The 22,398-nt window shown below is 41.6% G+C and carries 24 protein-coding genes; 12 read left to right on the forward strand and 12 right to left on the reverse strand.

The genetic code is table 11. The annotated features are described in order from the left end of the window. Nucleotides 1-610: 610 nt before the first annotated feature. The 3 genes from H6G40_RS17525 to H6G40_RS17535 are packed head-to-tail and all read left to right on the forward strand — an operon-like array spanning nucleotide 611 to nucleotide 2,919. On the forward strand, nucleotides 611-1,390 hold the full coding sequence (locus H6G40_RS17525; RefSeq protein WP_002737070.1) for a hypothetical protein: 780 nt from the start codon (nucleotides 611-613) through the stop codon (nucleotides 1,388-1,390). Then, a complete protein-coding gene (locus H6G40_RS17530) occupies nucleotides 1,390-2,199 on the forward strand; it encodes a metallophosphoesterase family protein (protein ID WP_002742233.1) in 810 nt (269 codons plus the stop codon). The genes H6G40_RS17525 and H6G40_RS17530 overlap by 1 nt, the downstream gene beginning before the upstream one ends. Before the next feature lie 21 nt (nucleotides 2,200-2,220). After that, complete coding sequence (locus H6G40_RS17535) at nucleotides 2,221-2,919, forward strand: metallophosphoesterase family protein (protein WP_069475363.1); 699 nt, start codon at nucleotides 2,221-2,223, stop codon at nucleotides 2,917-2,919. Nucleotides 2,920-3,041: 122 nt separating this feature from the next. Here H6G40_RS17535 and H6G40_RS17540 read toward each other — a convergent pair whose 3' ends face one another. Both H6G40_RS17540 and H6G40_RS17545 read right to left on the reverse strand, forming a co-directional pair. Further along, a complete protein-coding gene (locus H6G40_RS17540; RefSeq protein WP_069475362.1) occupies nucleotides 3,042-4,025 on the reverse strand; it encodes a methyltransferase domain-containing protein in 984 nt (327 codons plus the stop codon). A 176-nt stretch (nucleotides 4,026-4,201) separates the two neighbouring features. Beyond that, complete coding sequence (locus H6G40_RS17545) at nucleotides 4,202-4,441, reverse strand: FeoC-like transcriptional regulator (RefSeq protein ID WP_069475361.1); 240 nt, start codon at nucleotides 4,439-4,441, stop codon at nucleotides 4,202-4,204. A gap of 219 nt (nucleotides 4,442-4,660) precedes the next feature. Between H6G40_RS17545 and H6G40_RS17550 the strand changes: the two genes are divergently transcribed. Then, nucleotides 4,661-5,284, forward strand: a complete 624-nt coding sequence (locus H6G40_RS17550) for a COP23 domain-containing protein (protein WP_069475360.1) — start codon at nucleotides 4,661-4,663, stop codon at nucleotides 5,282-5,284. A 21-nt stretch (nucleotides 5,285-5,305) separates the two neighbouring features. Next, nucleotides 5,306-8,080, forward strand: coding sequence for a CHAT domain-containing protein (locus H6G40_RS17555; RefSeq protein WP_069475359.1), 2,775 nt, complete (start codon nucleotides 5,306-5,308; stop codon nucleotides 8,078-8,080). A gap of 289 nt (nucleotides 8,081-8,369) precedes the next feature. Here the strand turns inward: H6G40_RS17555 and H6G40_RS17560 are convergent, their stop codons facing one another. The 3 genes from H6G40_RS17560 to H6G40_RS17570 all read right to left on the reverse strand — a co-directional run bounded on the left by H6G40_RS17560 (nucleotide 8,370) and on the right by H6G40_RS17570 (nucleotide 11,720). Continuing rightward, nucleotides 8,370-8,609: a FeoC-like transcriptional regulator gene (locus tag H6G40_RS17560; RefSeq protein WP_069475358.1), complete on the reverse strand. Its 240-nt coding sequence runs from the start codon at nucleotides 8,607-8,609 to the stop codon at nucleotides 8,370-8,372. Nucleotides 8,610-8,717: 108 nt separating this feature from the next. Next, on the reverse strand, nucleotides 8,718-11,042 hold the full coding sequence (gene feoB / locus H6G40_RS17565; RefSeq protein WP_190538068.1) for a Fe(2+) transporter permease subunit FeoB: 2,325 nt from the start codon (nucleotides 11,040-11,042) through the stop codon (nucleotides 8,718-8,720). Nucleotides 11,043-11,078: 36 nt separating this feature from the next. Further along, nucleotides 11,079-11,720 carry a FeoA family protein gene (locus tag H6G40_RS17570; protein WP_190538070.1) on the reverse strand — a complete coding sequence of 214 codons (642 nt, stop codon included), beginning with the start codon at nucleotides 11,718-11,720 and terminating at the stop codon, nucleotides 11,079-11,081. Between the two features lie 422 nt (nucleotides 11,721-12,142). Between H6G40_RS17570 and H6G40_RS17575 the strand changes: the two genes are divergently transcribed. Then, complete coding sequence (locus H6G40_RS17575; protein WP_190538071.1) at nucleotides 12,143-14,017, forward strand: ABC transporter ATP-binding protein; 1,875 nt, start codon at nucleotides 12,143-12,145, stop codon at nucleotides 14,015-14,017. On the opposite strand, the gene H6G40_RS17580 is transcribed toward H6G40_RS17575, so the two are convergent. Then, nucleotides 14,010-15,407 (reverse strand): amidase, encoded by a 1,398-nt coding sequence (locus H6G40_RS17580; RefSeq protein WP_069475367.1) that lies wholly within the window; start codon nucleotides 15,405-15,407, stop codon nucleotides 14,010-14,012. The two genes, H6G40_RS17575 and H6G40_RS17580, sit on opposite strands and share 8 nt — an antisense overlap. Nucleotides 15,408-15,551: 144 nt before the next feature. On the opposite strand from H6G40_RS17580, the gene pyrR reads away from it, so the two are divergent. Beyond that, a complete protein-coding gene (gene pyrR / locus H6G40_RS17585; RefSeq protein WP_002736112.1) occupies nucleotides 15,552-16,085 on the forward strand; it encodes a bifunctional pyr operon transcriptional regulator/uracil phosphoribosyltransferase PyrR in 534 nt (177 codons plus the stop codon). Nucleotides 16,086-16,269: 184 nt separating this feature from the next. On the opposite strand, the gene H6G40_RS17590 is transcribed toward pyrR, so the two are convergent. From H6G40_RS17590 to H6G40_RS17610, 5 genes are all read right to left on the reverse strand, one after another. Next, nucleotides 16,270-17,052, reverse strand: a complete 783-nt coding sequence (locus tag H6G40_RS17590; RefSeq protein ID WP_069475354.1) for an endonuclease/exonuclease/phosphatase family protein — start codon at nucleotides 17,050-17,052, stop codon at nucleotides 16,270-16,272. A gap of 245 nt (nucleotides 17,053-17,297) precedes the next feature. Beyond that, on the reverse strand, nucleotides 17,298-17,498 hold the full coding sequence (gene psb35, locus H6G40_RS17595) for a photosystem II assembly protein Psb35 (protein WP_002737145.1): 201 nt from the start codon (nucleotides 17,496-17,498) through the stop codon (nucleotides 17,298-17,300). A gap of 59 nt (nucleotides 17,499-17,557) precedes the next feature. Beyond that, nucleotides 17,558-17,965 carry a gamma-glutamylcyclotransferase family protein gene (locus H6G40_RS17600; protein WP_069475353.1) on the reverse strand — a complete coding sequence of 136 codons (408 nt, stop codon included), beginning with the start codon at nucleotides 17,963-17,965 and terminating at the stop codon, nucleotides 17,558-17,560. Then, a complete protein-coding gene (locus H6G40_RS17605; RefSeq protein WP_002742186.1) occupies nucleotides 17,962-18,987 on the reverse strand; it encodes an aldo/keto reductase in 1,026 nt (341 codons plus the stop codon). Before H6G40_RS17605 ends, H6G40_RS17600 begins: the two co-directional genes overlap by 4 nt. A gap of 312 nt (nucleotides 18,988-19,299) precedes the next feature. Further along, the gene (locus tag H6G40_RS17610) at nucleotides 19,300-19,452 is read right to left on the reverse strand and encodes an anacyclamide synthesis AcyG domain protein (RefSeq protein WP_069475352.1); all 153 of its coding nucleotides are present in this window, start codon (nucleotides 19,450-19,452) and stop codon (nucleotides 19,300-19,302) included. A 67-nt stretch (nucleotides 19,453-19,519) separates the two neighbouring features. On the opposite strand from H6G40_RS17610, the gene H6G40_RS17615 reads away from it, so the two are divergent. The 3 genes from H6G40_RS17615 (at nucleotide 19,520) to H6G40_RS22915 (ending at nucleotide 20,756) form a co-directional block, all read left to right on the forward strand. Further along, nucleotides 19,520-20,311 carry a Uma2 family endonuclease gene (locus tag H6G40_RS17615; protein WP_002735258.1) on the forward strand — a complete coding sequence of 264 codons (792 nt, stop codon included), beginning with the start codon at nucleotides 19,520-19,522 and terminating at the stop codon, nucleotides 20,309-20,311. Between the two features lie 144 nt (nucleotides 20,312-20,455). Then, complete coding sequence (locus H6G40_RS17620) at nucleotides 20,456-20,599, forward strand: hypothetical protein (RefSeq protein ID WP_002736704.1); 144 nt, start codon at nucleotides 20,456-20,458, stop codon at nucleotides 20,597-20,599. After that, nucleotides 20,589-20,756, forward strand: coding sequence for a DUF5615 family PIN-like protein (locus H6G40_RS22915; protein WP_002737266.1), 168 nt, complete (start codon nucleotides 20,589-20,591; stop codon nucleotides 20,754-20,756). The genes H6G40_RS17620 and H6G40_RS22915 overlap by 11 nt, the downstream gene beginning before the upstream one ends. Before the next feature lie 185 nt (nucleotides 20,757-20,941). Here the strand turns inward: H6G40_RS22915 and H6G40_RS17630 are convergent, their stop codons facing one another. Next, nucleotides 20,942-21,103, reverse strand: a complete 162-nt coding sequence (locus H6G40_RS17630; protein ID WP_176721681.1) for a hypothetical protein — start codon at nucleotides 21,101-21,103, stop codon at nucleotides 20,942-20,944. 174 nt (nucleotides 21,104-21,277) lie between these two features. Here H6G40_RS17630 and H6G40_RS17635 point away from each other — a divergent pair, with 174 nt between their 5' ends. Then, on the forward strand, nucleotides 21,278-21,781 hold the full coding sequence (locus H6G40_RS17635; protein ID WP_069475351.1) for a thermonuclease family protein: 504 nt from the start codon (nucleotides 21,278-21,280) through the stop codon (nucleotides 21,779-21,781). Between the two features lie 41 nt (nucleotides 21,782-21,822). Further along, the gene (locus tag H6G40_RS17640) at nucleotides 21,823-22,218 is read left to right on the forward strand and encodes a hypothetical protein (protein WP_002738236.1); all 396 of its coding nucleotides are present in this window, start codon (nucleotides 21,823-21,825) and stop codon (nucleotides 22,216-22,218) included. Nucleotides 22,219-22,398: the final 180 nt, after the last annotated feature.

Below are 22,398 nucleotides of genomic sequence, written 5' to 3' on the forward strand. Positions count from 1 at the left end.
GAAACTATCTCATCAAATTAGTCCCCCCATAGAACCCCCTTGAGCCATCTTGCACACTTTTCTCTTTTTGTCAAATTTTATGTTAAGAAAGATGTGACTAATGGATAGCTTATTAAGGGGGGATTAAAGGGGGGATCCCCCCGCCTATCGGCACCCCCCTTATCAAGGGGGGCAGGGGGGATCGGCACCCCCCTTATCAAGGGGGGCAGGGGGGATCGAACCTAAAATCCATTTTTAATTTAATTATAACCAGCTACTTATGAATAATTTATGGATAAAAACTTTAAAATTTAACGAACCCTCGATCCCATGGTTTTACATCTCTTTGTTCTCTAAGTTCATTATCGCAAACCCTTGCACTTTACGGAAGCGGCGATCGATTAAGGGAACAATTAAAAACGAGGGGAATTATCTTAGTTGATTTACCCGATGGACAAAGCCAATGGTATCCTAGAGAAAAGAGCCATAACCATGATTAATATCCCAAGAAACCGCCAATTTTTCCCAAAATAACCTTACTAAGTCTAGAGGATTGGTTTAAGGAAGATTACTTGCCCCAATCTGACTTATGCTAGAATGATTATCATTACCACAATAAAGAAGGAGCAAAATGATTATCGTGGTGACGGGGGGTATAGCTGCGGGAAAAACCCATTGGATTCGCCAACAAATCGCCCAAAGCAAGCAGCCAAGTCTATATTTTAGTCCCCAGACGGAAACTTTTCCCATTGATCATCTCACTTTACAGAGTGACTTTCCCCAGTTGTCCTCTATTTCTAGGGAAGAAGAAGACCTTTTGAGCAGTTTATCCATGGAAAACACGATCTATATGGAAGTACCATGGCATTTAGACACGCAATCCCTCGAAAGCTTTCTAAAACCCCTCAATTGTCATCGGGTAGCGATTACGTCTCCAGACGAAGAAATCCCCGAAGGACAAGTTCCCGTCGATGAAATGGTCATCAGTCCCGTCAAAACAACCATAAAAGGTGATCAATGGTTAAAAAAACGGGAAATACAGATTTATAGAGCCGTTTTAACGGGAGAAATCCTCGATTTTTCCAGTTTAACCACCTTTTGGACAGAATTAACCCAAGGGGCCTATGGGGAAGTGCTGCGGGTTAAAAGTATCTTCGATATCATTGATGGTCAGTGTATTTATGGGGAATTTATGGATGAATGGCCAGAAAAAGACTTTCAAAGCTTAAATTTCCCCTTAAATCTCGATGGGAGACCGAATCGCTTTAGTGGGATTGAAATCGTCGGTCGCAATCTCGATAAACCGACAATTGCCGATACCCTGAGTGATTGTTGTCTGTCCGATGAGGCACTTTTTTATTATCAACAACAATTTCAAGAATCTTTAGAGCCAGAAATGGAGTTAATCTGATGAAAATAGCCGTTTTATCCTGTATTCATGGCAATATGCCCGCTTTTAATGCTGTTTTGCAAGATTTAGACCAACAGGGTTGTCAAGAAATCTACTGTTTAGGGGATTTGGTTGGGTATGGACCCCATCCTAACCAAGTGGTGGAAAAAATCCGTCAACTGGGGATTACTACAGTACAAGGGTGTTGGGATGAGGATATCGTTGAGGGATTAAATGCCTGTGAGTGCAGTTATCCGTCGCTTTTAGCAGAAAAACGCGGTAGATTAGCTCATGAGTGGACAAATCAAATAATCACCCCAGAAAACCGTAATTATTTGTCAAAACTGCCCGAAATTTTTAAGCTAGATCACCTCTGTTTTGTCCATGGTAGTCCCCAAAGTAACCATGAGTACCTTTTAGCCGAAATGGACGCTTTTACGGCTTTAGAACGGGTTTTATCGGTAGATACAGAGGTTTTATTCTGTGGACATACCCACATCCCCTACATTCGCACTCTCGACGCGGGAAGCTTGCAAATAAAAGTGTATCAACCCGATGGGGAACAGTCGCGGCAATTTACCACACCGGTTAAACGTATCATCAACGTGGGATCGGTGGGAGAACCGCGTCACGGTCGTCCAAATGCCACCTATGTGATTTACGATCGAGAAACGGCAGCGGTACAACTGCGAGAAGTGGCCTATAACTATCAGGAAACCTGTCAGGCTATTTTAGCATCGGGTTTACCTCCTATTTTCGCTTGGCGATTGGCTAAGGGTCTAGAATATGCGGAAAAAGCCGATGATCCGACTCATGTTTGCGAACGTTAATTTGTGATAAATCAAGAAATTATGTGGGCGATTTTAAGCGGTATTCAAGGCAATTTACCAGCCTATCAAGCGGTATTGGAAGATCTTCAGCAACGGTCAGTTACTGTAGAAAATTTATATATTTTAGGAGATTTTATCGGTGTTAATCCCGATAGTGAAATGCTAGTAGAACAAATACGTTATCCTACTAAAAATAACTTATATCCGCAGGTTTGTCGGGGATGGTGGGAAGAACAATGTCTAATTTTACACAGTTTAGGAGCCACAGGAGAACCGACGGAATTAATCGATAAATATGGAATTGACAGCACTAAACAACTCTGGGACGCAGTTTCTTTAGAAACAGTGCAATGGTTACGAAATCTCGATTTTGGTTTTGTCGAGTTGGATTGTTTATTAATTCATGGCAGTAGTGTCAGTGTTAGTGAAGAATTAACCCCCGATACTCCCCCATGGCAAATTTTAGATCGACTGCAACGGGTGGGAGTTAATAATCTATTTTGTGGTCGTGCGGGAAAAGTTTTTGATTATTCTTTACAGTCCGCTAATTTAACCAGCACTGTTACTACTTTAGATAAACGGCAACCAAGTCAAACTTTGACGATTCAAGATAAGCGTTTAATTGGGGTTGGTAGCGTTGGTAAAGAATTAAATAAAGCAGTTTACACTCTCTATAATCCTAGTAATAATTGCGTGGAGTTTAGAACCGTACCTTATTAATCTTTCAGAGATTAATTAAATATTAAAGATTAATTTAAGTAGGTAGGTGTTAAAAATTATCAGACACCCCCCTTATCAAGGGGGATCAAGGGGGGATTTATCTTCAATTTAATTATAACCAGCTAGATAACTGAGGTAAGAGACTCTTGCTGACTTACTTGCAGATGGGATTGAGCGCGAACAGCGCGGAACATCCCAAAACGACATAAACCCGTACCAAAGGCCAAACGCATCAGCAGAATTGTCGGCACTTCTCGGACAGATTTAAGCAACCCAGTTAGACCAAATTGCCACCAACCTTGGGGACGAATCACCCCCTGCCAAATGGTATCAATCCAAGAGGGTAGAGTGGCTTTTGTCCAGTCAGCAGTCATCACTTCCCCATCTACCAATCCTGTGGCCGCTAACTGTTCGGCAAAACCTTCGATACTGGCAAAAGCGGGGTGGGACCACTGATCCAAAAGTTGGCGCATTACAGGACTTTCCCAGAAATTGAGCGGTTTTTGACGGTCATCTCGCTGATTCCAGTCCGCTACCACTAGGACTCCCCCCGGCTTAAGAACTCGCAGTAATTCCTGTGCAAAAACGGCTTTGTCCGGCATATGGGGACCGGCTTCGATTGACCAGACCACATCAAAACTCTCGTCGGGAAAAGAAAGGGCCATGGCATCATCGACCAAAAAGCGAGCATTTACATCTGGGGGTGTTAGTTCTTTGGCCCGTGCCACTTGTTTGGGACTAATGGTGACACCGGTAACGGTAAATCCGTAGTCGCGGGCCAGAATGCGACTGCTGCCACCAATACCACAACCGACATCGAGGAGAGTTGCACCGGCGGGTAGTTTATCCAAACCTCCCCAAGAGACCATTTCCGCCACAAAGTCGGCTTTTGCCGCTAGAAAGTCTTTTTTTTCTGGTGGTGAACCGTAGTGACCTAAATGGATGTGTTCGCCCCAATAATATTCTAAAATCCCGTCCTCGGTCCATTGGTCGTAGGAATTGGCCACCGAGTCCGACGATTGGTACTTGCGAGAGGAAACAAAATAGACGACGATAGCGATCGCTAGGAGTAAACCTAAAGATGATGTCAGCAAAAGTATATTCATTAAATGATGCCGGGCAAACTGATACAAAGCTTAATAACTCTTAAAGATTATACAACCTTGAGGTTCTGCGGTTGAGTGACTTTGGTTCCTCGCCAGAAATTAACTATCCCAGTTGAAAGCGACTGGTAATACAGCAGTTATCTTAATAGTTAGATCACTTCTGTAGTATTAAACTTTTATCTGTTTGTCCCTGTGGAATTGCCCTCAATCCATTCGTAAAAAGCCATAGATTCCGGGGAACAACGGCTGCATCCTCCGCATTTTTCTAGGGAAATCAGGCGAATTCGCCCTTTTTTCAGCAAGCGATCGAGCATAGGACTTAAGGCATCCGCTGACATCCGAAAGTGTGTGGATAAGTCAGCCAGAGATGCTTTCTGATTTTTGGCAATATAAGCCTGTATATCGGTTAAAATCATGGTTTATAAGCGAAAAAATTGATAAAAATTGCTTGATTGCTTTCGACCGAGTTCGTTCATACAAATACACTGTTTTCGTAGATGTAGTCATTTCAGATAGGTCTGATACAATCTAGACCGATAAAACCCTTATGAAATCTGGTATTGATATTCTCAATCTTAATTGAAATGACTATATGTTAAAATTGACTAAGTGTTGCTTTTCTTGATGATAGAACGATGAGCGAGAAAAAAGCTGATTTTTGGAAAATAATGTTCACCGGAGGGATTGCTGCAATATTGCCAGGTGTCGCTCTAGTTATTAATTCTTTAACTGAATATAAAAAAACTCAACCACCAGAGGAAAGTAGAGAAGAACAAAGGAGTAAATACTCATTTTGGTGTGATCCTTATCACGCCATAGATGGAAAAACATTACCAACTACACTTATAACAACGGATAAGGTTGATATTCCTTTTTTTACATGGGAAGATAAATCATTTGGAGATAAATGGTCTCCTGTAGAACGATGTCAAGCAGTTGCCAGAAGATTGCAAGTTTTTAACGAAAAACATGGCGACTTTTTCAAATACATTACTGGCGGTTCTTTGAATAATTATCCAGTATTTTGTATTAGCAAAACAAAAAATAATAGTGATAATTGCAATGAAGATAATTTGCTAATTACCCTTAAAAAAGGGGAAGATAAGTCTAAAGTTCTTAGGGAAATTATCGCCTTTCAAACTGAAGCTATTAGAGTCAAAAGAGGTAATTCAAGTAATTCTGAGATAATATTGGATATCGAACAATATATAAAAGAAGCACCACGGATTCAAAGCAAAAAGCGAGTCATTAGTCATTAATTAGCCGACAATGTTGTTATCATGAATCATCAATACTTAAGAAGTTTACTTTTTCGCTTATTTTTACTGATAGGTTTATTGACTTATTCTAATTTTGGTAATTTAGGAATGAAGACAACTTCAGCACAAGTGTCTGATCATAAAAATTCTACTGTTCAACTTGTGCAATCTACTACCCAAAAAGATTTATGTCAATATAAAAGAAATGATATTGAAAAGCGAATTTGTATGTTAGAGATAAAAGCACAGTTATCTCAAGAATCTGGAAACTATGAGCAAGCTATTGAATATCTCCAAAGAGGTTTATTATACGCAAGATACTACAGATATTGGGAAAATAAGAATAATAGGTCTTCTATGCAGTTGAAAATAGATGATCTTTCAGAAAGTTTAGGAGATATCTATTATAAAATGCAAAATTATTCAAAAGCTATTCAACATTATAAAGAAGCATCAAGTTATTTATCTAAATTTTCTGAAACAGATTTGCGCCTTATTAATCTATATATAAAATTAAGCAAATCTTTTTATAATGCAAAAAAGTTACAAGAGTCCGATCAAGAGGCATTTAAAGCACTTAAGATAATTGAAATACTCATTAATAGTAGTGAATATGTATATCGTACTTATAATAACCAATTGATTCCAAGAGGTGCAAGTTCTTTAACAGACCAATATCAAGAACTTTATTCGCTTTTACAGAAAATCAAGGTAGGGAGAAATCAACCAGAAAAAGCTTTGGAGTTTTCGGAAAGGGGAAGATCACTCGGATTAATTTCATTATTATCTGTCAAAGATGATCCCTTTAAACAATTTCAAGAGCCTAAATATGATATAGAAAAACTGCGAGTGATCGCTAAAGAACAGAAAGCCACTTTGATTGAATATTCAATTATTGATAATAATACTCTTTTTATCTATGTTATTCAGCCAAATGGCAAATTCCATTCTCGGAGTGTGAATCTAAATAATTTAGAACAAATAAAAGAAAATCTTTACAATGAAGCTTATAATCAAACTCTTCGCTCATCTGAATTTCCTGTAATTCTAGTTTTAACTATTGGTGTTATTTTTATTGGTATTTTGATTATTGCAAATAAAAAAAGTTTCATTATACCAAGCTTGATAATTATTTGTGTAGTTGCTGGAGGTTTACCCTTTCTAAATGCTCAGATTAGCGATTCTCGTGATCATCAAAAACAATCGACAAAAATTGAGATTGCCAGTCAACACTCTTCCAATGACAGTCAATTTTCATTTAAAAATTTTACTAAAGAAACTTTTATTGCTGTAAGAGGGAAACCAACTCGAAACTTACCTTCTAACTTAACTCAAGAAAACTGTCAAGATGACGATGAATGCTTACAAATACTCTATCAGATATTGATTAAGCCAATAGAAGAACTTTTACCAAATAATCCAGAAAAGCATATTATCTTTTTTCCTGAGAAAGACTTATATCGGGTTCCTTTTGCTGCTTTGAAGTCAACAGATGGTAGATATTTGATTGAAAAACATACTATTCGTATTTTTCCTTCTATTCAATCCTTAGACATTCTTCGCAAAAAAGTACAAGAGCGTTCCGAAACAGGAAATAAAATTTTAGTTGTTGGTAATCCAGCGATACCCAAAATAAAGTTAATTAATTCTAACATTGCAGAAGAATATGACAATCTACCTTATGCAGAACAAGAAGCTAAAGCTATTGGGAAATTATTAGGTACAAAGCCACTGATTGGACAACAAGCAACAGAAAAAAATATTCTAAATCAAATTTCCCAAGCGAAAATTATTCATTTTGCTACTCATGCAATATTAGATGTACAAGTCAACCGTCGAAAAGTTCCGAGTAGATTAAATCGCCGTAAAGGAATATTTGGAGACGAATATCTTAGTTACTTTGTGGAAAGTGAATATAAAGAAGGGGTGAATGTCATTGCTCTAACACCTTCAGCAAAAGATGATGGACTGCTTGATGAAGTAGAAATCTATAATTTAAAAAATTTGAATGCAGAATTAGTTGTATTGAGTGCTTGCAACACAGGAATAGGAGATATTACAACTGATGGAGTAATTGGTTTAGCACGTCCTTTTATTGCAAATGGGGTTCCAAGTGTTGTTGTTTCTCTTTGGTCGGTATATGACGATACAACTTCAGAGCTTATGATTGAGTTCTACAAACATCTTGGGACGACATCGGATAAAGCAAAAGCCTTGAGACAAGCTATGCTCACAATGATAAAGAATAAAAATAATCCTGTTGACTGGTCTGGTTTTCTTTTAGTTGGAGAAGCTGATATTTCTCAGATTCCAATTAAATCCAGAGAAAAGCAATTATCCGGATCTAAAGAGTTAACAATTGAACAACTAAAAAATGCAGAATATTTAACTGGGGATGAACTAGTTAAATTTAAATCAAATAATGAAAATAAAATCAAATTAAATAATGGACAGTTTTTTACAAACATTGAAAGACAGTTAGCAGGATATTCAGTGTGGCTCGGAGAAACGATCACACTGGGAGACTTAAATGGTGATGGTGCTAAAGACGCTGTTGTAATTATTAATGTAAATACTGGTGGAAGTGGAAACTTTATGGATTTAGCTATTGTTATTAATGATGACGGGAAACCTGTTCATGTTGATAGCTACGGATTAGGCGATCGCGTAAGTATTAGTGATGTTAAAATTAAACCTAATGGAAGAATAGAATTTACTGTTACCGAGAGATGGGGACAGATTAGGAAAGAAACTTATCAGTTCGTAGAAAAAAAGAATAAACCCAAAACCCCCTAAGCTGTTGACTATCTAAATTACTTGTTAAGACGGTAAGGGAGAAGAGAGAAGGGAGAGGCAGTTTGAGCATTTGTACTAATATTTTCAATACGCAGTTTAAATTCGGCACAGCTTAATACAGCAGTTATCTTAATGGTGAGATTACCTCTGTAGTAAGCTAAGACGCATTTAAAGTGCTTATTCTTAATATTAGCCGAATCTCCCTCAATCCCTTTACTGTTGCCTCTTGCCTCTTGCCTCTTGCCTCGTCTCAACAAGCAATTTAAATTACGAACAGCTTAGTGAACTTTTAGTTGTTTGTCCCTGTGGAATTGCCCTCAATCCATTCGTAAAAAACCATAGATTCTGGGGAACAACGGCTGCATCCTCCGCATTTTTCTAGGGAAATCAGGCGAATTCGCCCCTTTTTCAGCAAGCGATCGAGCATAGGACTTAAGGCATCCGCTGACATCCGAAAGTGTGTGGATAAGTCAGACAGAGATGCTTTCTGATTTTTGGCAAGATAAGCCTGTATATCGGTTAAAATCATGGTTTATAAGCGAAAAAATTGATAAAAATTGCTTGATTGCGGTGGGTTACGGCGAATCTAAATAATTTGTTAGTTGCCTAGCTTTTTGTCGCCTAACCCACCCTACTTTTAAATTGCCGGACGGTTGATTTTTCGGGGACGGAGATTTTTTAAGGTGAATAAAACCCCGACTACGGTTAAACCCATCAAGACTATCCAAAAGAGAGAAAATCCCGGATGTCGAGAAAAAGTGGCGATTTGATAGAAGGAAGTGGCAACAATATAGGCCATTCCTGTGGTCCAGAAGGCAATAAAAGCAGTCCAACCGGCATTAGTTTCGCGATATACTGCCGATGTGGCCGAAACACAGGGAAAATAGAGCAGAACAAACAATAGATAAGCAAAAGCACCCGCTTGACCATCAAATCTTTTCACCATTGCGCCAAAGATTCCTAAATCTACTTCTTGCTTCTCGGCAGCCGTTTTTTGATCTTGCAGATCACCAATATTTAAACCCAAGGGATCAAGTAATTGATTGGGTAATTGCGCTAAATTGGCGGGAATAGTGGCAATAGCTCGGTGAATTTGCCCCCAAAAGTCGAATTTTGCCACCGCTGCCCCCTTATTCGGGTTATCTTCCCCTGCTAGTTGGCTGTAAATTGAGTTTAATGTGCCTACCATCGCTTCTTTGGCAAAAACTCCCGTAAAAATGCCCACCGTTGCCGGCCAATTTTGCTGCTCTAGTCCCATGGGTGAGAAAATAGGAGTTACAGCTTTACTGGTGGCACTTAAAACCGATCGCTCGCTGTCTTGATTACCAAAAGAACCATCAAAACTGAGGGAGTTGAGTAGTCCCAAAATCATCACCATTAAAACGATAACTCGTCCAGCTTTCCATAAAAACGCTTGCAGACGTTCCCAAGTGCGAATTAAAACTCCTTTTAGACGCGGTAGATGATAGGGAGGCAATTCCATAATAAAGTGACTGACTTCTCCCTTGAGTAGGGTTTTTTTCATCACCAATCCCGTCAAAATAGCGGCGAGAATTCCTAAGATATAAAGACCAAAAACGATGTTTTGACCACCTATGGGGAAAAAAGCCGCCGCAAATAGGGCATAAACAGGTAATCTGGCCCCACAGGACATAAAAGGGTTCATCATAATCGTCATTAAACGATCGCGGGAATTTTCCAGAGTCCTGGTGGCCATAATTGCCGGCACATTGCAACCAAATCCCACTAGCATGGGGACAAAGGATTTACCCGGCAATCCCACCAAACGCATCAATCGGTCTATGACGAAGGCTGCCCGGGCCATATAGCCGGAATCCTCTAAAATTGACAAAAAGAGGAACATAAAGCCAATTACGGGGATAAAAGTGGCGACGGTTTGCACACCTCCCCCCGCTCCATCAGCGAGCAGAGCAATTAGCCAACCCGGGGTATGGATTGTTTGTAAAACTTGGGCAAAACCATCGACAAAGATAGTCTGGGCAGTTAAATCGAAGAAATCGATAAAGGCAGCACTAACATTGATGGTAAACAAGAACATTAGGTACATTACGCCCAAAAATATCGGAATTCCTAACCAGCGATCGAGAACAATCCGATCGAGGCGATCAGACATGGTATCATTTATTTGTCCAGTCCGTTGAGTGGCTCCCTGGGTAACTTGTTGAATAAAGCCATAACGAGTATCAGCAATTAAAATATCAAGGTCTTCCCCTAAAACTTGGTGTATTTGTCGTCTATGCTTGACGATAATGCTTAATAGTTCCTGGGAGCGCAATTCTGGGGCGATGCGATCCTCGTATTGCAGTAGATTTAAAGCAGTCCATCTTGGCTCAACGATCCTTTTACTGCTATGGTCGTTAATGTAGGCAACAATCTCGTTAAGAGCTTCCTCAATTACCGCAGGATAAGCGACATAAGCGGCAGTATGGCTAATATTACTGACTAATTCCCCAATTTTTTGCTTTAATTCTCCGATTCCTTCCCCTTTAACTGCACTAATCGCCACGACAATTGCATCCATGCGAACGCTTAAGAGTTGCGGATTAACCACAATACCCCTAGTTTTGGCCACATCCATCATATTCAGGGCAATCAACATCGGTAAACGCATCTCCATGATTTGGGTAGTCAGGTAGAGATTACGCTCTAAATTAGAAGCATCGACGATATTAATCACTAAATCCGCTTCTCCTGACAGCAGATAGTCCCTAGCGACTAATTCATCCATTCCTGTCTCCCCTTCTTCCACATCGAGGGAATAGACTCCGGGTAAATCCACAAGGGTGATATCTTCCCCGTTAACTTGAAATTGTCCCTCTTTGCGATCGACTGTTACTCCCGGCCAGTTGCCGGTCCGTTGATTGGATCCTGTGAGAGCATTAAAAAGGGTAGTTTTGCCACAGTTAGGATTGCCGATTAAGGCGATAATGGGTTTGACCATAATTTAGGATATTGAGTGACGAATAGGCTTAGATGATTAAATTTTGCTTTCTGGGTCTATTTCTTCGACGATTAAAGTGTCTGCCTCCTGTTTACGCAGACTGAGATGAAATCCCCGCACTCGAATCTCGACGGGATCCCCCAAAGGTGCGACGCGAATAACGGTAAACTCTGTCCCCGGAGTTAATCCCATTGATAACAATTTTCCTTTGTATCCGCGCAATGCTCGGTCATAACCGACAACTTTACCCGCTTTTCCTATGGGTATCTCCCGCAGAAATGTTCTTACTTCAGGTAGGTCTTTTTTGGGTTCCAGTTTTTTCGGTTGAATGTCACTAACGAGGATTTTTTCGGCCATTTCTGCCCCGATACCGATACGATTGTCTTGAATGCCAATTAAAACTGATCCCCTCGGTTGGGAGCTAATTACCTGTAATTGAATGCCGGGGTTTAATCCCATACCTAGGAGTCGATTGATCCCTCCTGTCCCCTGAAATCCCACTAACCAGACGGTTTTTCCCATTTCCACTTGTGCGAGGGAATAGGTGACTGTTAGATCAGTACCCATAGGGTTAGTACGTTCTGAGGCTGCCTCTGTACCACCCCAAGGGGAAAATTGGGCTTTATTTGGCGATTTTTCTGGTTTTTCTGGGGCATTAGGTCTAATTTTATCGTCCATGCTTTTCTTATCTCCAAAGGTAAGGTAATGAAGGTCTTTCATTCAAGAGTGATAATAATTCCTTAATAGCTCATCGAGTTTACTGAAGTAGCCAAAGGGTGAGAACTGCACTACTGTCAGCCTCAGTCAACGGTTTTGAAACTGTCTAAGACTTGCGATCGCTAAAAATAAATGCTAATTATTCTCAATTACCAGTGTAATCCCAAAGGGGAGACAGAAAAGAAAATTTTTTCTTTAAAAAAGTCACCAGTCTCCGGTAAATGGCGATCGCTGAGAGACGAAAATATTCACTAATGCTGGCAAAATTCTCCCTTGCAAGGGAGATTCCCCCAGCTATCTACCAATTAATTGCACCCAGCTACTGGGAACAGAAAAAGCTATATTTATAAGTAAATCGAATCTGTTTTTCTGTTTAAAGACCTATGGATAACAAAATTCTCGACGTTCACCATCTCACCGTTGAATTTTCCAATCAGAAAAGAACAACAGTCGCCGTTAATAACATTAGTTTTAGCTTGCAGAAAGGTCAAGTTCTCGGTTGTGTGGGGGAGTCGGGTTCAGGAAAATCTGTCACCTCCCTCGCACTCATGGGATTGGTTCCCTCTCCGGGAAAAATTACCCGGGGAGAAATTTGCTTTCGTCCAGCAAAAGGTCAGTCAATGCAAGTAGTAGATTTATTATCTATTCCCCCGGAAGAATTTCGTTATTATCGCGGGGGAGAAATGGCAATGATTTTCCAAGAACCAATGAGTTCTCTTAATCCAGTCTATAACATCGAGTTTCAACTCACCGAAGCAATTTTACTGCATCAAAAAGTCACCCCCGAACAGGCAAAAAATCAAGCAATCTCTCTACTGCAAGAAGTGCGCTTATTACCCAGTGATGAACAGTTAGAGGAGAAGTATATAGAAACTTTTACCTTAGAAAATAAGGGTCATGTCAGGGAAAAAATTAGAACTTATATTCAGGAACAAAAAGAGGCAATTCTCAAGCGTTATCCTCACGAATTATCGGGGGGACAATTACAAAGGGTAATGATTGCCATGGCGATTTCTTGTAATCCTACTCTATTAATTGCTGACGAACCAACCACCGCTTTAGATGTGACTGTCCAAGCAGAAATATTAAGATTATTACGCGATTTGTGTAAAAGCGATCGAGAAATGTCAATGGTTTTTATCTCCCACGATTTAGGAGTTATTAACGAAATTGCCGATCAAATTGTCGTGATGTATCAAGGAGAAATTGTCGAACAGGGAACAAAAGAAGAAGTATTAAATTATCCCCAACATCCCTACACAAAAGGTTTACTTGCCTGTCGTCCTCGCTTAAACTCTCGTCCCGAAAAATTGCCCACTGTCAGCGATTTTTTACAAGTGGAAAAAGACTCTCAAGGTAAGATTATTGACTTACAGGAAATTACTCCACCAGCAGTTAAATTTATTACTCTCCAGGAGGAAGAAAGCAGAATTGAAGGTTTACAACATCACGAGAATATTTTATCAGTAGAAAATTTATCGGTTAGATTTCCAGTTAAGGGAGTTTTCGGGCAAGTAAAGACCTTTTTTAATGCCGTAGATCAGGTCAGTTTTGCCGTTAAACAGGGAGAAACCCTCGGTTTAGTCGGTGAGTCGGGCTGCGGAAAATCTACCTTAGCAAGGACAATTCTGCGCTTAATTCCTGCTACTTCCGGAAATATTTATTTCCGAGGAGAAAATCTCGCTAAGTTAAACCCCAGCGATCCAAAATTAAGACTACTGCGACGGGAATTACAGATAGTTTTTCAGAATCCCTACAACTCCCTGAATCCCCGTTTATCCATCGGTAAAGCAATTTTAGAACCGATGGTTATTCATCATACTGGCGGCAATTCCCAAAAGCAACGGCAACGAGTAGAATATTTATTAGAACGAGTTAAACTTGATCCTAATTGGTTTGATCGCTATCCCCATCAATTATCGGGAGGACAACGACAAAGGGTGTGTATTGCCCGCGCTTTAGCCTTAAATCCTCAGTTTATTATCTGTGATGAATCTGTCTCTGCTTTAGATGTTTCCGTACAAGCGGAAGTCTTAAATTTACTCAAAGAATTACAGCAGGAATTTAATCTCACTTATATCTTTATTTCCCACGATTTAAGTGTCGTCAGATTTATGAGCGATCGCATTATGGTGATGAATAAAGGTAAAATTGAGGAAATGGGTACAGCTAACGAAATTATCAACTCTCCCCAAAGCGATTACACGCGTAAACTTATCGCTTCCATTCCCCAATTTACCGAAAGTCTTGCTAGTTAAAATTAGCCATCAAACCGAAAGGATTAGCTGCCTCTAATTGTGCCGATAAACCTAACAAAGTGATTTCATCAGCAGGTTTACCCACTAACTGAATTCCCACGGGTAAACCCTGACTATCCACTCCTGTGGGTAAAGCAATCGCGGGCAAACCACTCGCATTAGCAATCGGGGAAGGGGCAATCCAACGAATCATCTTATCAACCGCTGCTTCCGGTGGTAAATTTTCCCACTCACCAATTCCGGGGGGTTGATGTAGGAAAATGGGCAAAAGTAAGACATCAAAATTATCAAACATCGCCACAATTTGCCGCGAAATAACGTGCATCTGCCGCACCGCTTGCAGGTATTCCCCCGCGCTGCCAGAATTGTCTAATAACCATTGGTTAAGGGGACTTAGTAACTCCTTGGGAATTCCCGTCGCCGCCGTCCCCGCTTGCCAAATACGCCGAAAAGGAGCGATTAAAGCCTGTAAATCGGGAGAATACTCCGTTAAGTGATGCCCCATACCCTCTAAAATTTTAGCCGTCTCGAGGACAGCATTTTTATAAACGGAAGCCGCCTCGCCGAAGGGGGATATGGAAGTAGCAAAAGCGATTCTAAGGGGTTTTACGCCTCTTTGAGTGGCTTCTAGGAAAGAAAAGGGCGGATCGGGTAGCCAGTAGGGATCGCCCGTCGTATAGCCCGAAATCACGGTAAGCAGCGCCGCCCCATCTGCCACCGTCTTAGAAAGAGTGCCGTTAGTGGCGATACCGCTTTGAAATTCCCCCACCGGGGCATAGGAAACGCGCCCGCGACTGGGTTTTATCCCCACCAAACCGCAACAACCCGCCGGAGTACGAATGGAACCGCCACCATCGGAACCCTGGGCAATCGGGCAGAAACCCGCCGCTACCGCCGCCGCCGCGCCACCACTGGAACCTCCTGCGGTATAATCGCAGTTGAAGGGGTTACGAGTCGGCAAAAAACCCGGATTTTCGGTGTAGGGAAAGGACCCTAACTGGGAAGTGGCAGTTTTGCCCAGAAGGATAAAACCCGCCATTTTCATTCTGGTGACGATTCCTTCGTCGTATTGGGCGATATTTCCCTGTAAAGCGGCGACTCCGTAACTAACTGGCATTCCAGCGACGGCATTTAAGTCTTTAATGGCGGTGGGAACTCCAAAAAAAGGCGGTAATTCGGCAGTATCGGTGATTTGACTTAATTGTTCTGTTTGGATGCTGGCGGTTGCTAGGGCGCTTTCCCCGGCGACATGGACAAAACTACCGATTTGAAAGTCAAATTTCTCAATTCTGTCGAGGTATAAATGGGTTAATTCTAGGGGGGAGATTTGTTTAGTGCGAATCAGTTGGGCTAATTCTAGGGCAGATTTTTGCAATAATTCATCACTCATGAGCGATCGAGTTAAAATAGGTAAGTGAAAATAATTATATTCTTTAATGATAGAGATGGTTTTAAAAGAAAAAAGGAAAAAGTAAAAAAAGACCATTGCTGTAAAAATTTCCCTATCCCCTATCCCCCCTTTTCTTAGAAAATTATGACCCCACAGTTAATTGAAATTCTCTCGGCTGACGAAATTCGTCGCACCATTACCCGTTTAGCTTCCGAAGTTATCGAAAAAAGTGGCGATTTGAATAATTTGATTTTGATCGGTATCTACACGCGAGGAGTGCCTTTAGCTAATTTAATTGCTAGTCAAATTGAGAGCTTAGAAGGGGTAAAAGTTCCCGTGGGAGCGATCGATATTACCTTCTATCGCGACGATCTTGATCGCATTAAAACCCGCACTCCGGCTAAAACCAAAATGCCCCTAGATGTCACGGGAAAAACCGTGATTTTAGTTGATGATGTTATCTACAAAGGTCGCACAATTCGCTCCGCTTTTAATGCTATTATTGAGTATGGCAGACCGCAAAAAATCCGCTTATTAGTCCTCGTTGATCGTGGTCATCGGGAATTACCAATTCACCCGGATTTTACTGGCAAAAAACTCCCCACCGCAGCCGAGGAACAGGTCAGAGTTTATCTACAGGAGATTGACGGCAAAGATGGGGTGGAATTAATCAAATAAACAGATGATTGGTAACTAATCCCCGGAGGAAAATAAACAGAATTGCCTCGATAATAGCCACGAAAATAGCACTTCTTGAGTCTTTTCCTGTTGAAAACACCGAAAAAATTTAACCATTGAATTACTAAAGTCTGCTGAAGCTTTCACCCTCTATATATTTGCTAAATACAAAAATAATCTATTTTTAGGGCAAGGTAAAAGCAGCAATTACAGGATAATGATCGGAAGGAATAAGATTCAACCAACGGGAAGGATCGACTTTTGCCCAATCTAACTGCAAACGGTTATCATAATAAATGGTATCGATGGCTAAATAAGGGGTATCGGTGTAATTATTAAAGCTCATTTGTTCCGCTAATTCCAAATCGGCTAAAGCGTCCTTTAATTTAATTTCTGACTGGAGAGGTTGAGTTAAAATCTGACGGGGTAATTGCTGAGAATTAACATTAAAATCCCCCGTTAAAAACAGGTAATCTTTTGTTAAATCTAGTTGACAAAAACGCTCCTGTATGCACTTAGCACCTAAGTCCTTAGCTTTGTCGCTATAGTAATCGAGATGGGTGTTATAAAACTGCAAAGTTTGCCCCTCAAGAGTGCCAAATTTAGCCCCCGTTACCATGCGGGGATAAGGATTACCCCAAGCTTCGGTAATACTGCCAACAATATCGGGAGTTTCTGATAGCCAAAATTCGTAAATTTCTAAACATTTTAACCGACTTGGTTGATACAAAATCGCACAATGTTCATCTAATCCTGTCCCTCTGCGATCACTACCTAAACTTTGGTATTTTGGCAATAAACGGTGTAGATCCAATAGTTGATTAGCGCGAGCTTCCTGAGTACCAATTATATCGGGAGAATAGTGAGCAATTAAAGCCGCTACTGCTTCCCTTCTTACTCGCCAATTACGCTCATCAGGATCGGGTTTATCGTAGCGAATATTAAAGGACATCGCTGTTAGTTTCATAGCAAAATGGAGAATAGGGAAGATGGAAGGGAATGGGTAGTTCTGTCAGTAAATAGTAATCAGTAATCAGTGAACTGAAAACCCACATCTGATAACAAGGTCTGAATCTAAAACCTAATTTGTTAAGCTAAAAGCTTTGATGTGCTTAGTTTCTAACCTTCTTTTTAGGTAGGAGAATTGCCAGATTCTGTGTTTTGCCCCTTGCCTCTTGCCTTGAGAAGCTGATAACTGATAACTGCCTTTTTCTAGGATCGAGAATCAGAATCTATATCTGTCTTCACTTCGGGGATAATATCCGGTCTTTGGGCATCTTCCCAACCAACCGGGCGCTTAGAATTATACCAAGCGATCGAACCGATGGTGACAGCAGCCAGAAAACCGACCACATAAACTGCCACGAAATAAACGGGGAATTTGCCACTGGCCACTTCTAGGAGTAGATACATAATTTTTTCACGATTAAGCTTTTAATTTGTATATCTTAACAGAATCGGCCCCCTCATCCCTATTCTCGATCGCTACTGGTCCACCAACCGGAAGGCAGCCAAACACCGCCATGAAAAGCTATTTTTGCCGGTGTCATCACATATCCCCAAGCTTCGCAGATTAATTCTCGCTCTAGATTATAAATAGGGATTCTGCGACGCTGATACTCGTTTTCTTCTGCAGCTCTGCCGGGTTGATAATCTTCCAAACTATCCAAAAGCCCAATATCATAATCTGCGTTAAAAGTCAATAAAATTCCCTTCACCCAGCCATCCCCCTCGGTCAGTCCGGGATAACCGAGGGCGGTAAGATGGTATAAATGCCCCCTTGTGTAGGCGGTTTTAGAGTTGATCACTTTTCCTGCACAGTAGGCAGAATAGTTACTCTCTTTAGGTTTCAGGGTTCCATAAACAAAGACTTCCATCATCGGTCCAATTGTGCCGCTACTCCTCCTAATAGGATATCGCGAACAAATTGACTGGCTAAAAGTTCCTGGGGAAAACCGAGGGAAATGGCACTGATATTATCAAGTCGTTGCAGCTGTTCCCCAGTCAGGTTAAAATCCACACAGGCGAGATTATCCTGCAATTGGGACAATCTTCGAGCGCCAATGATAGGAATTATGGGGTTAGGGCGATTTCTGAGCCAATTTAACGCCACTTGTGCCGGTGATTTCCCGATTTCTCTGGCAATCTCTAGGACGGTCTCGGCAATTTTCAGATCGCGATCGAGAATTTGAAAAGGTTGGTCGGTCATGCTTAAACGACCATCGACGGGGTTGGGTTGATTATATTTTCCCGTTAAAACTCCTCCTCCCAGGGGACTCCAAGCTGTCACACCGATGTTTAATGCTTTGGCCATAGGCAATAATTCCCGTTCGGGGGTGCGTTCCTTGAGAGAATATTCTATTTGTAGTCCGATAAAGGGTGTCCATCCCCGTAGGGTGGCCAGGGTGTTTGCTTGGGAGACAATCCAAGCAGGACTGTCAGAAATGCCGATATAAAGCACTTTTCCCATCCTGACCAAATCATCGAAAGCACGCATCACTTCCTCCATAGGAGTGAGAGAGTCCCAAATATGAAGCCAGAGTAAATCGATATAATCAGTACCTAAACGCTTTAAACTAGCTTCTACCGCCTGAAAGAGGTTTTTTCGATGATTTCCGCAGGCATTGACATCCCCGGGACGGGTGTTGAGAGAATATTTCGTGGCGATTACCCATTTTTCTCGATCGCCCTTGACAAATTCCCCCACTAATGTTTCACTGGTTCCGTTAGTGTAGATATTAGCAGTATCGAGAAAATTGCCGCCCGCTTCCGCAAAAGCCTGAAAAACCGCCCGACTTTCCTCTTTATCCGCTCCCCAACCCCAATCTTCCCCGAATGTCATCGTCCCTAGACATAGTTCGGAAACTCGCAGACCACTATTACCTAAAAGTTTGTAACGCATAATTAACTAAAATTTTGAATAAGAAGTTAATTATAATTGAATTTGATCGACAGCTAACCCTGGCCTCAGTGGTTATACTAAATTCCGTTGAGAAGGTATAAAGGAGCGGGGAGCGGGGAGCGGTGAATCTGCCTGTCCACAAATGGTGCTGATAATATGGTTAGCATGGAAGCGCAAATGCAAACTTGCGATGATGTTTTCCTCGGGGATTTCTTCTTTGAACAGATGCTCTTTTTCTTCCTCACTTTTGCCACTTTTTTCTACATCTAAAAAGGCTTGTAAGTGTTGCGGATCGATGGTAAATTATTCCGACTAATAGGTATCAAGGCGGGTAATATTTGCTGATTGGAAACAGACGATATCTAAATCAATTAGTCCATCAAGAACAGCGATTTTGATGAGTGGATCGCCTTTTGTCTGGGAGCGAAGAGCGGTCATTCCGAGGATAGCATTGAGATCAGGCATAGTTTTTGCAGGTTTTGAAGAACAGTTATAGAATAAAAGCTAGATAACAAAAATAGGGGAATTAAAGATGAGTTCAATGACCCAAACTGTACAACCCTCAACCACAATTCAGGAACCTTCGACCACAGCGTATTGCGCTTCCCCTTTACCCGACCACACCCAACTCCCCGATAAAGATGGAAGTTTTGTGAAAAACTATCAAGAGCCTCCCCAAGCAGACCTTTTAACGCATACTATTACACCCCTTTTAGAACAATTACATCCTGACGGTAATTACTGTCTGGGTCGAGATTGTGGGATTTATTGGCGATTGCCAGAGTATCCAGAATCCCTAGAAAAAGGTGCTGTTGCTCCCGATTGGTTTTATGTTCCCCATGTCCCCACAACGATTGATGGTCAAGTTCGCCGTTCCTTTGTGATGTGGAAAGAAACCATTGAACCGGTTATTGCCTTAGAATTTGTCTCTGGTAATGGTGAAGAAGAACGGGATAAAACGCCTGTTAAGGGTAAATTTTGGATCTATGAGCGAGCGATTCAAATTCCTTTTTATGGGATTTATGAAGTTAACAAGGCTCAGATCGAGATGTACCAGTTAGTTAATGGTCGTTACCAAAAAATGACTCCTAATCAGCGCGGTCATTATCCCATTACTCCTTTAAAGGTAGAGTTAGGAATTTGGCAAGGGGAATACCAAAATCAGTTCTTTCCCTGGCTTCGCTGGTGGGATGGGGAAGGTAACTTGTTGTTAACTTCCCAGGAATCCACTCAACAGGAACGACAACGAGCCGAACAGGAACGACAACGAGCCGATCGCCTAGCGGAACAGTTAAGGGCCTTGGGGATAGAACCTAAAGATTAGATCTCTTGCATAAGTCTAGACAAAATAGGATAAAATAGTCCAAGAGTTAAGATTGAAAGATGACTTACGAACAAGTAAGGGACTTGCGTATTAATGAATTACCATCTAGACTAGAGAAGCAACTTGTTACTCCCACTCTCAACTATGGTAACTGAACTGACTGAAAAAATCAAATCAAGCTTGAAAGATGCGGCAAAAAAGCTGACAGGTTTTAAGAAAAGGGCTTTTATGGCGCAAGTAACTATAGACTATTTTAACTCTTCTGAGAATCCGGTTTTTGTTAGATGAAAACTTATCCCCAGACCTCAAAATATCTCTGTTGCGATTGAATCCTAATCTCGATATTTTGCGAGTAGGTGAACCCGATGCACCACCACTGGGAACTTTAGACCCAGAAATCCTAGATTATGTTGCATCATTTCAACGGTTGTTAGTTACCAAATAATTGTCGCAGTATGCCCGGACACCTGAAAAACCATTGGGATAAGGGGGGACATATTTGGGGTTTACTATGGTTGCGTCCCAGTGCTAATTTAGAAATCTGGGCAGAAGAATTATATCTGATTTAGGAAGCATCCGAAGCAGAAGAATGGATTGACCGAGTTGATTGGATTCCCTTTTAAATCTTCGCTATTTTTCAATCTTACCAGCGATCGCATTTAGCCTGGCTTTGATTCTGGTCATCCACTGGTTAAACTCGGCCGATTGCCAGTCGATAGCTTCCTTCCGTAGCCTTATCTCTTCCGTTGTTTTTTCGGGAGCCTCTAACCGGATATTTAATTCTGTAATCATCATTGCCTCAAGTATCTATGGATTCTTTACGGCAGGGAACCTGACATATTAATCAATGGGAATCAACCTCTTTACGGAAATTTTGCCGTTGACATCCTCACCACCGTAAAATAGACGGCGATTACCAATCCCGACGATTTGGTTTTCCTTGCCACCGTCACGCACCCAAAAACCATGAAGCGCCTTTTCCTTTTAGCGATCGCCTTACTATTGGTGTTCTGTCAGAACCTTCCCTCCTCAACCTTAGCCAATACCCGCACTTGCACGGTGGTCAGGGGTTCGGTACACGACGGCGACACGATTAGGGTCGATTGTGACGGAAAAGAGCAGAGAATCAGATTCGCTTGTGTTGATGCCCCAGAAATCAAACAGGAAAACGGCATCGCCAGTCGTGATCACTTGCGATCGCTTCTTAACCGGGCAAATAACCAAGTCACTATCAATGCTATCGATACAGATCGATTTGGGCGCACCGTGGCCGAGGTGTACGCCAACGGTCAGCTAGTTCAACTGCAGCAGGTAAAAGATGGTATGGTTTGGGCTTACGATCGATTCAAGGGCAACTGTCCAAGCTGGAATGAAATCGAAAGGGCTTTTACCGAAGCTCGATCGAACCGCAAGGGAATTTGCGAGGGAAACCCGATGTCACCCTGGGAATGGCGAAAACGGAATCGGTAGTTTTTGATCTGTAGAGATAGAAAAATTCCCAGAGGTAAATTATGAACAGAGACATCATTACTGGAATGGACGGCGAGATTTATGCCAGACGCGATCTGAGTCGGGAATGGGGCGGAGCGATCGATCTGGGAACCGCGAGAACCGGTAAAAGCTTCGAGGTTGACGGTCATTTAGGGGAAACTAATCGCTGCGGCGTTTGGGATAGTGTGGACAGACTAAGATTCAGGACTTCGCGTAACCTTCGTTTGGAACTCGCCACCGACCCCAACGTGATCACCGAGTTAGTGCGATTCGATAGTAAGGGTGTCGCCACCGTCGTCGGTTCGGTTCAGTACAGCTATCGATTATCCTTGAATTTAACACCGGGTCGCTACGGCCTCAGCTTCTTTGTCGAGGGAGATTTGATCTCCTATCAGGTTAATGCCAGTTTCATTTAGGGCTGTTGACTGATCGCTGATAACTGATAACTGAGAAGGCGTTACTGAATCAAGGTATGAATGCCAACTGTGCATCGTGTCCAAAAGTTAGTTTGGGTCTAGGTTTTAAAAATCCCACAAGAGAAGATTCATACTAAATCTGGTTATTAAAAACTGATTATTTATCCCCCCTTTTGCCTC

It is taken from the genome of Microcystis viridis FACHB-1342, from assembly GCF_014698335.1.
GTDB classification, from domain to species: domain Bacteria; phylum Cyanobacteriota; class Cyanobacteriia; order Cyanobacteriales; family Microcystaceae; genus Microcystis; species Microcystis ichthyoblabe_A.

What these genes read in the sequence shown, in the direction of transcription:
- H6G40_RS17600 (WP_069475353.1), bottom strand. Translation starts at nt 17,965, where the DNA reads ATGATGGAAGTCTTTGTTTATGGAACCCTGAAACCTAAAGAGAGTAAC.
- H6G40_RS17555 (WP_069475359.1), top strand. Translation starts at nt 5,306, where the DNA reads ATGAATCATCAATACTTAAGAAGTTTACTTTTTCGCTTATTTTTACTG.
- H6G40_RS17615 (WP_002735258.1), top strand. Translation starts at nt 19,520, where the DNA reads ATGAGTTCAATGACCCAAACTGTACAACCCTCAACCACAATTCAGGAA.
- feoB (WP_190538068.1), bottom strand. Translation starts at nt 11,042, where the DNA reads ATGGTCAAACCCATTATCGCCTTAATCGGCAATCCTAACTGTGGCAAA.
- H6G40_RS17530 (WP_002742233.1), top strand. Translation starts at nt 1,390, where the DNA reads ATGAAAATAGCCGTTTTATCCTGTATTCATGGCAATATGCCCGCTTTT.
- H6G40_RS17640 (WP_002738236.1), top strand. Translation starts at nt 21,823, where the DNA reads ATGAACAGAGACATCATTACTGGAATGGACGGCGAGATTTATGCCAGA.
- H6G40_RS17580 (WP_069475367.1), bottom strand. Translation starts at nt 15,407, where the DNA reads ATGAGTGATGAATTATTGCAAAAATCTGCCCTAGAATTAGCCCAACTG.
- H6G40_RS17570 (WP_190538070.1), bottom strand. Translation starts at nt 11,720, where the DNA reads ATGGACGATAAAATTAGACCTAATGCCCCAGAAAAACCAGAAAAATCG.
- H6G40_RS17545 (WP_069475361.1), bottom strand. Translation starts at nt 4,441, where the DNA reads ATGATTTTAACCGATATACAGGCTTATATTGCCAAAAATCAGAAAGCA.
- H6G40_RS17575 (WP_190538071.1), top strand. Translation starts at nt 12,143, where the DNA reads ATGGATAACAAAATTCTCGACGTTCACCATCTCACCGTTGAATTTTCC.
- H6G40_RS17605 (WP_002742186.1), bottom strand. Translation starts at nt 18,987, where the DNA reads ATGCGTTACAAACTTTTAGGTAATAGTGGTCTGCGAGTTTCCGAACTA.
- H6G40_RS17635 (WP_069475351.1), top strand. Translation starts at nt 21,278, where the DNA reads ATGAAGCGCCTTTTCCTTTTAGCGATCGCCTTACTATTGGTGTTCTGT.
- H6G40_RS17550 (WP_069475360.1), top strand. Translation starts at nt 4,661, where the DNA reads ATGAGCGAGAAAAAAGCTGATTTTTGGAAAATAATGTTCACCGGAGGG.
- H6G40_RS17590 (WP_069475354.1), bottom strand. Translation starts at nt 17,052, where the DNA reads ATGAAACTAACAGCGATGTCCTTTAATATTCGCTACGATAAACCCGAT.
- H6G40_RS17630 (WP_176721681.1), bottom strand. Translation starts at nt 21,103, where the DNA reads ATGATTACAGAATTAAATATCCGGTTAGAGGCTCCCGAAAAAACAACG.
- H6G40_RS17525 (WP_002737070.1), top strand. Translation starts at nt 611, where the DNA reads ATGATTATCGTGGTGACGGGGGGTATAGCTGCGGGAAAAACCCATTGG.
- H6G40_RS17535 (WP_069475363.1), top strand. Translation starts at nt 2,221, where the DNA reads ATGTGGGCGATTTTAAGCGGTATTCAAGGCAATTTACCAGCCTATCAA.
- psb35 (WP_002737145.1), bottom strand. Translation starts at nt 17,498, where the DNA reads ATGTATCTACTCCTAGAAGTGGCCAGTGGCAAATTCCCCGTTTATTTC.
- H6G40_RS17560 (WP_069475358.1), bottom strand. Translation starts at nt 8,609, where the DNA reads ATGATTTTAACCGATATACAGGCTTATCTTGCCAAAAATCAGAAAGCA.
- pyrR (WP_002736112.1), top strand. Translation starts at nt 15,552, where the DNA reads ATGACCCCACAGTTAATTGAAATTCTCTCGGCTGACGAAATTCGTCGC.
- H6G40_RS17540 (WP_069475362.1), bottom strand. Translation starts at nt 4,025, where the DNA reads ATGAATATACTTTTGCTGACATCATCTTTAGGTTTACTCCTAGCGATC.
- H6G40_RS17610 (WP_069475352.1), bottom strand. Translation starts at nt 19,452, where the DNA reads ATGCCTGATCTCAATGCTATCCTCGGAATGACCGCTCTTCGCTCCCAG.
- H6G40_RS17620 (WP_002736704.1), top strand. Translation starts at nt 20,456, where the DNA reads ATGGTAACTGAACTGACTGAAAAAATCAAATCAAGCTTGAAAGATGCG.